The sequence below is a fragment of the Pirellulales bacterium genome, from assembly GCA_036499395.1.
In the GTDB taxonomy this organism is placed as follows: Bacteria; Planctomycetota; Planctomycetia; order Pirellulales; family JACPPG01; genus JACPPG01.
The window spans coordinates 144,705-158,238 of record DASYDW010000100.1 but is presented as its reverse complement, the minus strand read 5'-3'; the positions used below and the strand labels follow the sequence as shown (position 1 = coordinate 158,238).

Sequence of the window (13,534 nt, the reverse complement as noted above, 5' to 3'; positions counted from 1 at the left end):
TTTTGATGTGCTTCTGAGATGACGGGAGCCCGACGTCGGAATCACAGGCGAGGGAGGCCGGCCATGTTGACCTTTTTTGGACGACGGCGGCGATTCTGCGACGGTATCTCGCGGCGCGATTTTCTCCGCGTCGGCGCGCTCTCGGTCGGCGGACTCACAATGGCTGACCTGCTCCGCCGGCAGGCCGCGGCGGCGGCAGGGCCCGCGCCAGGCAAGAGCGTGATCATGGTCTTCTTGCATGGCGGACCGTCGCACCTGGACATGTACGACATGAAGCCGCGCGCCCCGGCCGAATTCCGCGGCGAGTTCCAGCCGATCGCCAGCAACGTCCCCGGCATGGACTGCTGCGAGCTGATGCCACGCCAGGCGCAGATCATGGATCGGCTGGCCATCTTGCGCGGTTTGCACTTCGTCGAAGAGCATAGCGCGCACTCGTTGTGGACCGGATTTCCCGAGCGCGTCAATCGTCCGGCATTCGGCTCGGTGGTCAGTTACTTGAAGGGGCGCCAGGATGGTTTGCCGCCGTACGTCAGCTTGATGAATCAGCCCCTTTCGGAAAACCCCGCGTATTGCGGCACCGCGCACCGCCCGTTCGTCACCAGCGGGCCCGGCCTGGATGATCTCAGCCTGACCGCGGGCATCTCGCTCGACCGGTTGCGCAACCGCAAGCAATTGCTCGGTAGTCTCGACACGATTCGCCGCGATGTCGATTATCGCGGCGCACTCGCCGGCCTGGATACCTACACGGTGCGGGCACTCGACATGGTCGCCTCGAGCAAAAGCCGCGAGGCCTTCGACGTCGAGCAAGAACCCACCGTGGTGCGCGAAAAATACGGCAAGGAAAACGAAGATTTCCTGCGTGCCCGCCGCCTGGTCGAATCGGGCATCTCGGTCGTGACGCTGGTCGTTGGCGGCTGGGATACGCACAGCGACAATTTCAATTCCATGCGCCGCCTGTTGCCACGATTGGATCAAGGCGTCCATGCGCTGGTGACCGATCTCGACGAGCGCGGACTATCGCGCGATGTAGCCGTGGTGGTGTGGGGCGAGTTCGGCCGCACGCCGCGCGTCAATGCCACGGCCGGCCGGGACCATTGGCCGCGCGCCGGCTTTGCACTCTTGGCCGGCGGCAAATTCCAGAAGGGACAGATCATCGGCGAGACCGATCGGCGCGGCGAGTCCCCCGTCGGCCTGTCGATGAATTCCAGCCACGTGTTGACCAGCCTGTATCAGCACCTGGGCATCGACCCGGCGCTAACGATCCCCGATCACAATGGCCGACCGACTTACCTGCTCGACCAGCGCGATCCGGTGCCAGGCTTGATCTAACGGCGCGAACTCGACGGTAACTTCACAATATCGCCGGGCGCCGCGCGTACAGGCTCAATTCTGCCCCTGCGAAGGACGCGGAATGCGGCTGCGCGGCCCGCGTGTGCTGGGGCTGATGTGGCTCGATCGCGAGCGGCTCGTTGACGAGCTTTTCGTCGGCGCGGTTTTAACGACCTGTGGCGTCACCTGCAGCGGCGGCCGACTGGGATTCATTTCCGTCAGCAGCACTTCCACGGCGCGCAACAAATCCTCGCCGTACAGATTGCGATAGCGGATGATCCCCTTGGCATCGATCACGTAATTGGATGGGCAGACCTGCACATTCCAGCGGGTGCTGATCGGTCCCTTCGGCCCGTCCCAGATGCACGGCCAAGTCACCTTTTTCAGCGAGACCGTGGTGCGTCCTTTCTCCAGCGGATCGACGTTGATCCCCAGGATTCGAAAGGGATCGTTCTTGTAGATCCTCAAGAACTCCTGGTGATGCGCATAAAGCTCGCGGGCCTTTTCGAAGGCATCGGTGTAGAAATCAAGAACTACGACGTTGCCGCGGAAATCGCTCAGCTTGGCACCGTGGCCGTCGAAGTCCTTCCCTTTAATTTCCTGGGCCTTCTTACCGACGATCAGATGCTCAACCTCAAACAGCATGGGATCGGCGATGTCACCGATCGTTTTGTCACCGATCGGCACATCGGCGTATTGACTGTTGAGTCGCTTGAGCAGCGTTACGACCTTGGCCTCGGCCGATTTGTCGACGCCCGTGAGACCATCAACCTGATGCGCAACGAGCGCCAGCGTGGCAATCCCTTTGACTTCGCGATGGGGGCTTTGCGAACTGAGCTTGGTCAGAAAATCCTTCACGTCGGCCGGTTCACTCTTAATTAACAGGATCGCCACGTCACCTAGCTTTTCGTCTTCGACGTGGTCTTCGAGCAAACGCGATTCAACCGTCTTCAGGATCTGTCCGGCATGCGGTTTATCGAGGGTCGATAACTCACAGGCCGAAGCCAGCGCTTCGAGCGCAATCTTGTCCTTGCGATGTTGATCGGCCAAGGTAAGCAGCTTCTGCATATAAGCAACGACCGGGCTATGCGCTTTGGCCCTGCCCCGCTCCACTTCACTCCCGGCGCTGCGCATGCTCTTGACGTACTTCACGTATTCGTCCGTGAACCCTTTCAGCACGTCGCCGACCAGAGAATTGACAGCCGGCTTACCCCCCGGCGCCGGGAGTGGCTTCAACTCCGACGTCTGCTGCGGCAGACATTGGTCGATGACGCTGATGTGACAGGCAAACGCCAGATTCCCTTCCTCGTGCATGATCCACGAGTTCACGCCGATCACTTCGCCTCGCGCATTCAACAGCGGACCGCCACTATTGCCGTGCGTGATCGGCGCCGTGGTCTGTATCCAGCGGCCATCCTCGGCTAGGTCCGCGAATTCGCGAATGCCGTCCGGAATATCCTCGTAGCCGCGAATCGCGCTGACAATGCCTGTCGTCACCGTAAAGGCATAGCCCTTGGGATGGCCGATCGCGACGACGTCGTCTCCCTGCTGCGGATCAGCGCCGTGAGCAAGCGTAAGGACCGTGAGCGGATTGGGCGGATTTTTGAGGTGTACGACGGCCAAATCGTGCTTCGCATCGGCCAGATAATAGCCGTCGATATCACATTCGCTGCCGTCTTTGAACTGAGCCGTGGCCTTGGTCGCGTGCTCGATCACGTGGTGATTGGTCAGCACGCGGCCGCTGGCATCAATCAGGAAACCACTGCCAAACGCCTCTTTGCGGCCCGTGGCATCAAAAACGTTAATCAGCACGATCCCACCCCCCACGCGATCGATGATCTCGCGCGTTCCCCCCTTGGCCAATGAACGAGAGTCATCGTTAGCGCTGCCGTTCCCAGGCGATGTGGGCTGCGCGGGCGCGGCACCGGGTTGTCCCGACGCAGCACCAGGTTGTGTGGCCCCCGGCTGTCCCGGCTGACCACTACCAGGCTGCCCCATTCCGGGCGGCATGCCAGGGCGCATCGATCCCGGACGCATTGCGTGCCTTCCCCCCATCGGCATCCCCGGTCGCATACCATTCATCGGCATGCCCGGCGGCATCGCCCCGGGTGGCATTCCATTCGGTGGCATCCCGTTTGGTGGCACAGCGCCGGGAGGATATCCGTTCTGAGGTACAGCGACAAAATCTCCGGGGGGCGCCTGCGTGGTGTTCGTCTCGGGTGTCGCTTGTGACGGCGCATTGCCGGCTGCCGTTTCAGGAATCGACGCGTTAGTCGTTGGGCTGGCGTTCTGAGAAGCTGACTGCTGCACCGGTTGCGCGATTGGCTGCGCGGCCGGTTGAATAACCGCGGGTACAGCGGCAGGTACTGGGCTAACGACCTGCGCGCCCACAGACTGACCAACCAGCGGAGTCGGTGGTGCCGTCGCCGCGATCTGCGTCGGCTGGCTGGTTCGATTCAAGACGACAAACAACACGGCGATCAACAGCCCCATGCAGACACCGACGCCCCCCAGAATCAAGGGAAGCGTCAACTTCGAATGCATCGGCGACTGCGGTACCGTCTGCGAGGGCGTAGGGCGCGGCGCAAGCGGACTTTCGAATGACGCCGATAAGTCGACCACCGGCGCTCGCGGCGGGCCAGCCACCGGGCGCGAAGGTCGCGCACCGGACGATTGCGAAGATTTTGGCGACGATGCCGGTTTGCCAACCGGGGCGTCGGCCGGTCGTGGCCGCGCCGAGGGTGGACGCGTCGATGGCGTCTCGGTTGATGCTGGCCGCGACTTCGACGTTGGGGGGGCTGCCGAACTTGGGCGTGCCGCGGGCAAAGTGCCGGTCGCAGGCGCCTGCACCCGCACCGGTTCCTTGCAATGCGGACAGGCGACGCGCCGCCCCACCCACTCGGCCTTCTTGATGCCGATGCGTTGCTGACAGCTTGGGCAGCGGATCGCGAAAGGAACGAACGCCTCTTGCGAATCGGAACTCGCGTCCGACATGTCACGCCCCTCAGGCCGACCGGAATCAATGGCCTCGCGCGGACACCGCAACCCACGGTGCCACCAGTGGCATCGAGTGTAATGCGTCTAGGACCGCCGGGCAAATACTTTCGTGTGTAACAATTAGCGATCTACTACAGCGCCGACGAGTATCTGCCGCCGATCCTCACGGCCCCTCCGACACGCGATCGGGACTAGTGATTTCCCACCGCAAGACGCACTTCGCGTCACCCCCTGAAATTGGATCCACCGTGGCATCGGGATCGCGCCACAAACTGCCGAGCATCAGTTCACGGTCATCGATCGTATAAAGAAATGGCCGTTGCATGGCAGGGTCAATCGGCCCATCGGCCAGGTACGTTGGCACAAGGTTGTCTAGTGTGGCCGGCAGCGATTTGTGCTCAAGCCGATAACGAGCCAGGGCGACGGCCACGATCCCCAACTGATTCACAATCGTCGCGCGTGCCTCGGCTCGAATCGCGGCCAGTGCGGGGTCTGGGTTTGCAAAGAGTTGCAACACTGGGTCGTCCGGAAAGCTGCCCTGTATTCGAGGCATATCGCCGATGATTTGCAGGCCCTCCGCCAGCGGCAACGTGGCCGTAGCAATGCCATGTTCGCTAAAAGGCAAATACTTCAACATCCTTGGGGGGGTATCAAAACTCACCAGAAAATCTTCGGCGCGAGCAAGCACCCCGTTTTTTGAACCGCGCTGCGGATCCATGTTTAGCGGATCCCGGATAGCCTCGATGGCGACAACCCGCTCGCCCCACAGTGCGAGCTTCGTCCCTTCGTGAAAATCGGTTTGTTCCAGTTCGGATTGCAAAGAGGCGAGATCCGCCGACGAAAAATTTCCGTCCGCGACCATCAAAGAGATCGCTCGCACGATCCTCTGATGTGCAACTGTTCTAAGAAGTTGCGAGGCTAGGAGCGGTTCGGTCCCCAAAGAATTCACCGTACGTAATGCGGCCACCAACGAACCCGTTGCGGCCGTGAAGTCATCGAGCCGTGCGAAATCGTACGCCTCGAGAATCAGGTAGTTCGCAATCTCCGACACCTGAGAGACGTGAGGGATCAAGGCATTCAGCCCGTCCTCGAACCGCACCGCGTATCGGGCCGCGCCGCCGAGACGAGAGGCTTCGTGCCATCGTTCACGGTAAGAGGCAATCGCCGCAAGGAATGCTTCGGCATCCCGTTGACCGCTGCCACGGCTCGGCGAGCCGTGGCAGCACCAATTCCTGATCGACGATTTCCAACTTTTGCGCGGCAGCCGTGACTTCGATCGCCCAAACCTTTTCGTCGCACGCGTACAGATCGGTGGTGTTGGCCTGCGCGACCGGCCGCTCGTAAATCGCGTCGAGATCAGCCGCCGTGACAGGCTCGCCACGCGCTCGAAGTGCGTTCAGCGCTTCGTTAACGGCGCGATTCTGCCACTGCGCGCGAAGAAACGGAAATGCGATCGCCGGCGCCAACGCAGCGGTCGCCAGCAAAACAGCGCGGCGAGAAAAGCAACTGCTGAGCAGATAACGAATCGCTGTTGCGCCTCGAGTCATTCATCCGGCCCCGGTCGACCATTCGTACGGCTGGGCAGAATCTAGCTGACACGCTGCGCGCATGCCAGTTCGTGTTGCATTACTCCTCAGACCGGCGAGAGTCGCGCGCTGTTCCAGGCCCGCCCAGGAGCGGCACGAATCGGCAGTTCGTCAGCGACGTCCGGCGCAGTTTGCCGCCGACCAATTCCAGGCGTTCCAGCACCTGGCTCGTCGGTCCGCCCAGGGGGATGACCAGCGTCCCCCCGTCGGCCAATTGGTCGATCAGCGCCGGCGGGCATACGGCCGTGGCCGCCGCCACCAGGATGGCGCGATAGGGCGCTTCCTCCGCCCATCCCAACGTTCCGTCTCCGACGACCAGCTTTACGTTCTGATAGCCCAGCTCGGTCAACACGCGCCCGGCCCGGGCTGACAGCTCGGCATGAATCTCGATCGAGACGACCCGCGCGGCCAGTTCGGCTAGGATCGCCGTCTGATAGCCGCTGCCGGTACCGATATCAAGCACTGTTTCGTCACCGCGCAACCGCAAGGCTTCGGTCATCATGGCCACGATCACCGGCTGGCTGATCGTCTGACCGCACTCGATAGGAAGCGCGCGGTCGGCGTACGCGTCCTGCGGCTGGGGAACATCGACAAACCGCTCGCGCGGCACACGCCCCATCGCCTCCAGGACCCGACGATCGCTGATCCCGTGGCGCTGCAATTGCTCGCGCACCATGCGCAGGCGGGCCAGTTCCACTTCGGCCGACGATTCCATGACAGCGAGCTTTACACGTTTAGCGCGGCACAGGCTGCGCAAGAGATGCCGGCGGGGGCGCGGCGTTCGCGCTCGCGCGCCAGTCGACTACGTGCAATTCTACGGTGCGCCGGCCGCGAAATTCATTGATTACCGGACGGAAGGCGACGGATAGGGGAGTCGGACAGTTGGCAATTGCCTCGGCCCAGTCGCCGCCGCCGAAGGCCACGCCGCGCAGCGTGGTCTTGTGTTGCGTTAGCTTGAGCGACAGATGCCGCTCGCCTCCGCCTATCTTTTTTGGCGGCTCGGCCAGCGTGACGTCCGTCGCGCACAGCATGGGGCGTGGGTTGGAGTTGCCAAAAGGCGCCAGCCGCTCGATCTGGTCCACGGCCTGCAGCGTCAACTCCGAGAGGAACACCTCGGCATCGATCGTAATCTCGGCCTGTCGCTGCTCGTGAGAAATGTTCTCGGCGGCATGCTCGCAAAAATCGGCGCGAAACGCTTCGAGATTCTGCTCCTCGATTTTCAAGCCGGCCGCCGCGGCATGCCCGCCGTGCGTCAGCAAGTGCGACGAGCAGGCCGTTAGCGCGCGGCAAACATCGAAGCCCGGAATGCTGCGTGCCGAGCCAGTGCCGGGCTTTTGTCCCATCTCGTCAAAGGCAACCATCACGACAGGCCGATGGTGACGATCAACCAGGCGGCCCGCCACGATGCCGATCACGCCGGGGTGCCACCCTCGCGCGGCTAGCACCAGGGCCGAGTCCTGCCCGGCGTCGAATTGCTGCTGTGCCTGCGCCCCGGCCGCCAGCAGAATGCTCCGTTCCAGGCTTTGCCGACTGCCGTTGAGTTGATCGATGTACTCGGCCAGCATGTCGGCCCGTTCGGTCGATTGCGTCATTAGCAATTCGACCGCCAATTGTGCCTGCCCCAGTCGACCGGCGGCATTCAGACGTGGCGCCAGGGCAAAGGCGATGTCCTCGGCATTGAGCCGCGGCTTGCGATCCAACTCGGCACGCCGCATCAACGCCGCTATGCCCAGCACCGGCCGATCGCGCAGCGCCGCCAAACCATGCTGCACCAGCACGCGGTTTTCGTCCACCAACGGCACGACGTCGGCCACGGTCGCGAGTGCCGCCAGCCCGAGCGCTGAGAGCAGAAAGTTGCGCATCCGCTCGTTGACCTTCGGACCGCCCGCGGCTTGTTTAGAGACCAGCCAGGCAAGCTTGAAAGCCACGCCCGCGCCACTCAATCCGGCAAAGGGATAGGCGTGCCCCGGCAATTGCGGGTGGACGATCGCCGTCGCGTCGGGCAGGGCAACACCCGGCTGATGATGGTCCGTGATGATCAGGTCGACCCCCAGCTCGCGCGCCGCTTGTGCTTCGACGACGCTAGCGATACCGCAATCGACCGTGATCACGAGCTTGGCCCCTTGCTTGGCCAAGGTCGCCAAGGCTTCACAGTTCAGGCCATAGCCCTCTTCCAAACGGTGCGGCACGTAGTAGCCGACGTTCGCGCCGAGCAACGTCAGGCATTGCCACAGCAAGCTGGTGGCGGTCATACCGTCGACGTCGTAATCGCCGTAAACAACGATCCGCTGTTTGGCCGCTATTGCGCGCAAGATATGTTCGGCCGCCGCCGTGGCGCCCGGCAACAGCTCGGGATCGCGTAGCGACGTCAAGCGCGGCTCGAGAAAGTTCTGCGCCGCGGCCGGATCGGCCAGTCCTCGCGCGACCAGCAGTCGGGCTACGACCGGTGGCACGCGGGCCGCGCGCTCCAGGGCGCGGATCCGCTCGATGTCATGTGAATGAATGCGCCACAGCTTCGACATATCATCCTGACAAGCGCGCAAGAATGGCGGTTATCCGCCCGACGCCGTGACTAGAAATCATAGCGGCGGATCACGGCCGCCCGAATCGGTCCGTCTCGCGTTGGGCCGGCAATTGGTCGTTGCAGCCCGTCCTGCCTTGGGAGGATCACCCCTGTCTCGGAGTTTCCCACCTCTGAGGAATTGCCCGCCTCGGTGGACTCCTTACAACAGAATTCCTTGCAACGTTGTAAGCGGGGCTCCCGCCTCACAGGGTTAATGGCCTCACAGGACCACGACCTTTGCCGGCCTAATGCGTTTTCTCCTTCCAGGTGCCCTAACGCTTTTTCTTTTCCAGGTGCAGCGTGTGCTTACGCAGGCGGGGCGAATACTTCATCAGCTTCAGTTTCTCGCCGCCGGTTCGCCGCCGTATCGTATAATTCAGGTCGCCGGTTTCCTCGCAGGCGAGAAACACAACTTCGACCTTTTTCTTGCTCTTCGCCATCGGATCACTCGTCTCCCAAAATCGACTCAGGCGTATTTGGCTCTCGTTCGGGCCCTGATTCTAACCGCTCGGGGCCATCTTCTGCCAGCCCTAGGAGTTAAGGTCGGCCGATGGCCGGCATTTCCTTGCATAACGTGGCCTATCGTGTACGGTAAGTAGCTGGGGCGTTGCGCTTAAATGCGGGGGGCGTGCCGGCGCTTTGCGACCTCGGCCCGAGGCGATTTTTGGCTGTCTAATTGGCCTGCGGCATTGCCACCGCGCGGCATGACAGTCACCAGCGGACTGTCCGCTGGCGGGCTTAGGCGAGTGAGAACTAAGCATGGTCGATCAGCCATCGCCGAATGAGAACGCAGGGCGTGCTGCCCCGACGGCGAGCGCTTCTCCGGCCGTCGCCAGGCTGGTTGAAGCCACCCCCCACAAACCCGAAGCCAACCCTGGCAAACCCGTTGGCGCTGTTCCGGCCACTCCCGGCAAAACTGCTGCTGCCATCCCCAAGGGAACGGCACCGGTGAGCGCCGCGGCAGCTGGCAAAGCAACACCGGTCAAAGCAGCGGCTGGCGACGCGGCGAAGGACGCTACCGCCGTCGCCGACCCGGGCCTTGAAGAGCGTGGCGGACGACTCGACTGGATGACCGTCGTTCCCAGTTGGCTCGTCAGCCTGATCGTACACATGACGCTGCTCTTCGCGCTGGCGCTCGTGGTCGATCCCGCGAAAGTCGTCCAACACGTCGCCGACCTGGTAGCAACCGATGCCGAGGTGGGCCAGAACCTCGACCAGATCACCACGGCCGACCTGCCCCCAGGCGCCACCGATCTAGGGCAAACCGAAGGGCTAGCCGACGCGATCACGTTCTCGCCCGACGCCGACGGCACGGATATCAGCACATTGAACGAACTACCTGCCGCACCAGGCGGACCGCTCGACACCACCGACATCGGTCTGGCCGGCGTGCAGGTGATGGACCTGGGCAAGGCACTTGGCTCGGCCGGCGGCGGTGGCGGCGCTGGTGGCGCGGCGGGGGGCGAAGGACTCGAAGGGCGCGGCGACGCGGCGCGCAAGGCACTCGCCATGGAACGCGGCGGATCCGAGGCCAGCGAAAACGCGGTCGGCATGGCGCTGAACTGGATCGCCATCCATCAAAACCCTGACGGCGGCTGGAACTTCAACCATCGCAAAGGCCCCTGCCAAGGCCGTTGTGGCAACGCAGGGAAAATGGAGAACAGCGAGATCGCCGCGACCGCGATCGCGCTGCTCCCGTTCCTCGGCGCAGGCCAGACACACCTACAAGGCAACTACAAGAAAAACGTCCAGGCAGGACTTTACTACCTGGTCAATCACATGAAGGTTGGCCCCGACGGCGGAGACCTGTCTTACGACCAGGGAGTGATGTACGGTCACGGCCTGGCCTCGATCGCACTCTGCGAAGCCTATGGCATGACCAAGGACACCGGCCTGGCCGAGCCGGCGCAACTTGCCGTGAATTTCATCGTCTATGCGCAAGATGAAGTCGGCGGCGGCTGGCGATACACGCCGAAACAAGCCGGCGACACCTCGGTGCTCGGCTGGCAATTAATGGCGCTTAAGAGCGCCCACATGGCCTACCTGAACGTGCCGCCGAAGACGATCAAGGGGGCAGTGAATTTCTTGAACTCGGTGCAGGGCGAAAGCGGCGCCACGTACGGCTACGTTAATCCCGGCAAGGGGCCGGCCACCACGGCCATCGGCCTGCTGTGCCGCATGTACCTGGGCTGGAAACATGACGAGCCGGCACTGGGGCGCGGCATCGAGATGCTCTCGGCCCACGGCCCGTCCCCCAACAACATGTATTTCAACTATTACGCCACGCAGGTCATGCACCACTACGAAGGAGAAGAGTGGACCAAGTGGAACGCCAAGATGCGCGACTTTCTGGTGAACTCGCAAGGTCGCCAAGGGCATGAGCGCGGCAGTTGGTATCTGGGGGGGGACCACAGCTCCGAAGCCGGCGGCCGTTTGTACACGACCGCCATGTGCGCAATGACGCTCGAAGTCTATTACCGTCACCTGCCGATCTATCGCAAAGACAGCACGATGGAAGATTTCGACGAATAGTCAACCAGCGATCCGCAGCTTGCACAGATTCCGCAGATGAATTGAAAAGACGGGTAGCCACCGAGCACACCGAGGCCGCCGATTTTTTTAATCTGCGTCCACCTGCGAAATCTGCGGACCATCTACCTCCGCAGCGAGTGAGGCCAGCCCCACGCCCTCCTGGCACAAAAAAAGCGTTGACAAGCTCGCCGCCCATTACTATGTTACGCATAGTATGTAACACAAAGCCAAGAGGCACGGGACATGCGAATCGAACGCGAGCTGATGCGCGGCGCCGGACCGGTCGCGGTCCTCAAGCTCCTCGAAGGAGGCGCGAAGTACGGCTACGAACTGATCGAAACGCTGGCCCGATCTTCCGACGGCGTGCTCGACATGGGGCAGGCGACTCTCTATCCGCTGCTGTACAACCTCGAAGCCCAAGGGCTGGTCAAGGCCGAGTGGCGCGAGTCGCCGTCGGCACGTCAGCGGAAGTATTACGCCCTGACCGCCAACGGAAAGAAGCGGCTCGCCCACGACGTCGAGCAATGGCGCGCCGTGGCTCGCGCGATGCAAGGGTTGGGCGTTTTGCAACCCGGCCTCGGCGGCGCAACAGCGTAAGGGGCACCGGTCATGCGCAACCGATACGATACCACACCGCCGGCTTCGTGGCTCGCGCGGGCGCGCTACACTCCGCTCGCCGACGCGTTGAGAGGAGAGCTCTCGGCGCAGCTCGATCCGCGCACGTTAATCGCCGCAGCCAGACTGCCGGCACCGTTGGCGGAGTTGATCTATACCGTCGTTCGTCGCACCCGGCTGTGGCGCCGCGAAAAGGTTGACGTTACGCGCGAACTGATCGCGCACTTCACAGATGGCTTGGAGACGGGCCTGCGCGCCGAGCGATTGGTCGCCGACTTCGGCCCCCCCGAAACAATGGCACGACTAATCCGGCGCGGCAAGATCCGCAATCGCACCTGGATTTGGCACTGCGGACGAATGTTCTTACGAGCGAGTGGCGTCACGCTGCTTACTTTTACCGTAGTGTATGCGGTGCTTGCCGCACGATTCTATTTCAGTGCCCCCACCATGGCTCGCAACTACTGGCTCGAAGCCAATCAGGCGCGCGAGACGGCTGACGCCGCCTGGCCGCTCTATCGCGAGGCTCTTGTCAAGCTCGGCGATCCGCGCGACCAACAGCAGCATCCACGCGTCGAGGGCGGATGGTTCGAGGAAGGCCCAGGCGGAGCCCATCGCACGGCACTGGCCGACGCTGTCAAGCGACAACAAAAATCGATTGAGCTGACTCGCGCCGGGGCAAAGAAACCGCGTCTTGGATTCCTGATCGGTGATCCCGCCGATCATAACTTCTATCGCGCGGCGCAAGCTGATTGGCTTCTCGGCAACGAGACTCCGCCGGCCACAGAAAACCAGCCGCTGATCAATGCGATTCTTAGCGCTCCGCAGCAGATACGTGACCTGGCTCGCCTGCTCGTGGCCGATGCCTATGTGGCGGCCGAAGCGGCTGACGGCAGTCGCGTCGTCGATGATTACACGGCGATTTTGGCGCTCAGTGAGCAACTCCATCAGCCTCACAGTTTTCTTGTCGATCAATTGATCTCGCTGGCCATTTTCGGCAGCGCGCTTGAGAATCTCGATCGGCTCTTGGCCGATAGCGCCGGCTGCCTGACAGACGATCAATTGCGCACGCTCGCCCACCGCATTGCCGCTTACCGCGGCGGTAGAATTACCGTCGATTTCTCTGCCGAACGGGCACTGTTCGACGATATACTGCAGCGTGCCTACACCGACGACGGCCATGGTGACGGCCGCCTAACCGCACAGGGACTCAACGTTGTTGGCGACCTCGCCGGGGCGTCGACAGCGGACGATGTCTCGCCTTCCCTATTACTGTTTGGACCTGGCATGTCAGCGGTGATTGCCGGCCGCGCCGAGTCGCGGGCAATGGCTGCCCGATTCTTAGACGAGATCCAGGCAGCATACGAAGGTCCTCCCTGGCTTTGGGATGCTGAAAAGACCCAAGCTCCCGAAAAATGGCTGAAGGAGATCGCCCAAGGCCCCCTTGGTTTTCGTTACCTGTTTCCCGCCATGCACCTGCCAGGAACGGCACACGCACGCTGCGCAGCCGAACGCATGATTCAATGCCGCGACGCGACCGAAACGGTTATTGCGCTGGTGCTGTGGCACCGTCGAAACGGCGCCTGGCCGCAAACCCTTGATGAGCTAGTACCTGACTTGCTTCCCGAGGTGCCTACAGACCGTTTCGACGGGAAGCCGCTGCGATATACCATCCGCGCGGGCCAACCGATCCTGTACAGCATCGGCATCGATCGCGACGACGACGGTGGGCAGCCTACGAAGTCTTCGAATCGCACGCTCCCCGCATCCTACGGACCCGTCGCAGCCGGCGCCTCTCAAAGAGTCGAAGACGGCGACTGGATTCTTTGGCCGCCCGAATCAAAAGCAGTAACCGCTACTCGCGATGATGCGCCGCCGGTAGACCGCGACGAGTAATTCACAATCGATGGCATTC

General features: G+C 62.4%; 11 protein-coding genes. 5 read left to right on the top strand and 6 right to left on the bottom strand.

The genetic code is table 11. The features are described 5' to 3' along the window. The first annotated feature begins 63 nt into the window (after positions 1-63). A complete protein-coding gene (locus VGN12_18800) occupies positions 64-1,329 on the top strand; it encodes a DUF1501 domain-containing protein (protein ID HEY4311505.1) in 1,266 nt (421 codons plus the stop codon). A gap of 54 nt (positions 1,330-1,383) precedes the next feature. Here VGN12_18800 and VGN12_18795 read toward each other — a convergent pair whose 3' ends face one another. Then, positions 1,384-3,873: a trypsin-like peptidase domain-containing protein gene (locus VGN12_18795; protein HEY4311504.1), complete on the bottom strand. Its 2,490-nt coding sequence runs from the start codon at positions 3,871-3,873 to the stop codon at positions 1,384-1,386. Here VGN12_18795 and VGN12_18790 point away from each other — a divergent pair. Beyond that, positions 3,821-4,258 carry a hypothetical protein gene (locus VGN12_18790; GenBank protein HEY4311503.1) on the top strand — a complete coding sequence of 146 codons (438 nt, stop codon included), beginning with the start codon at positions 3,821-3,823 and terminating at the stop codon, positions 4,256-4,258. The genes VGN12_18795 and VGN12_18790 overlap by 53 nt on opposite strands. A gap of 231 nt (positions 4,259-4,489) precedes the next feature. Here the strand turns inward: VGN12_18790 and VGN12_18785 are convergent, their stop codons facing one another. The 5 genes from VGN12_18785 to rpmG form a co-directional block, all read right to left on the bottom strand. Further along, positions 4,490-5,425 (bottom strand): hypothetical protein, encoded by a 936-nt coding sequence (locus VGN12_18785; protein ID HEY4311502.1) that lies wholly within the window; start codon positions 5,423-5,425, stop codon positions 4,490-4,492. Between the two features lie 46 nt (positions 5,426-5,471). Then, on the bottom strand, positions 5,472-5,873 hold the full coding sequence (locus tag VGN12_18780; protein ID HEY4311501.1) for a hypothetical protein: 402 nt from the start codon (positions 5,871-5,873) through the stop codon (positions 5,472-5,474). Between the two features lie 79 nt (positions 5,874-5,952). Beyond that, complete coding sequence (locus VGN12_18775) at positions 5,953-6,627, bottom strand: protein-L-isoaspartate(D-aspartate) O-methyltransferase (protein ID HEY4311500.1); 675 nt, start codon at positions 6,625-6,627, stop codon at positions 5,953-5,955. 19 nt (positions 6,628-6,646) lie between these two features. After that, complete coding sequence (recJ, locus tag VGN12_18770) at positions 6,647-8,434, bottom strand: single-stranded-DNA-specific exonuclease RecJ (protein HEY4311499.1); 1,788 nt, start codon at positions 8,432-8,434, stop codon at positions 6,647-6,649. A 313-nt stretch (positions 8,435-8,747) separates the two neighbouring features. Then, positions 8,748-8,915, bottom strand: coding sequence for a 50S ribosomal protein L33 (gene rpmG / locus VGN12_18765; GenBank protein HEY4311498.1), 168 nt, complete (start codon positions 8,913-8,915; stop codon positions 8,748-8,750). 319 nt (positions 8,916-9,234) lie between these two features. On the opposite strand from rpmG, the gene VGN12_18760 reads away from it, so the two are divergent. The 3 genes from VGN12_18760 (at position 9,235) to VGN12_18750 (ending at position 13,515) form a co-directional block, all read left to right on the top strand. Continuing rightward, positions 9,235-11,007 (top strand): prenyltransferase/squalene oxidase repeat-containing protein, encoded by a 1,773-nt coding sequence (locus VGN12_18760; GenBank protein HEY4311497.1) that lies wholly within the window; start codon positions 9,235-9,237, stop codon positions 11,005-11,007. A gap of 243 nt (positions 11,008-11,250) precedes the next feature. Continuing rightward, on the top strand, positions 11,251-11,604 hold the full coding sequence (locus VGN12_18755) for a helix-turn-helix transcriptional regulator (protein ID HEY4311496.1): 354 nt from the start codon (positions 11,251-11,253) through the stop codon (positions 11,602-11,604). Positions 11,605-11,616: 12 nt separating this feature from the next. Further along, entirely contained in the window at positions 11,617-13,515 is a 1,899-nt protein-coding gene (locus VGN12_18750; protein ID HEY4311495.1) for a hypothetical protein, read from the top strand. Positions 13,516-13,534: the final 19 nt, after the last annotated feature.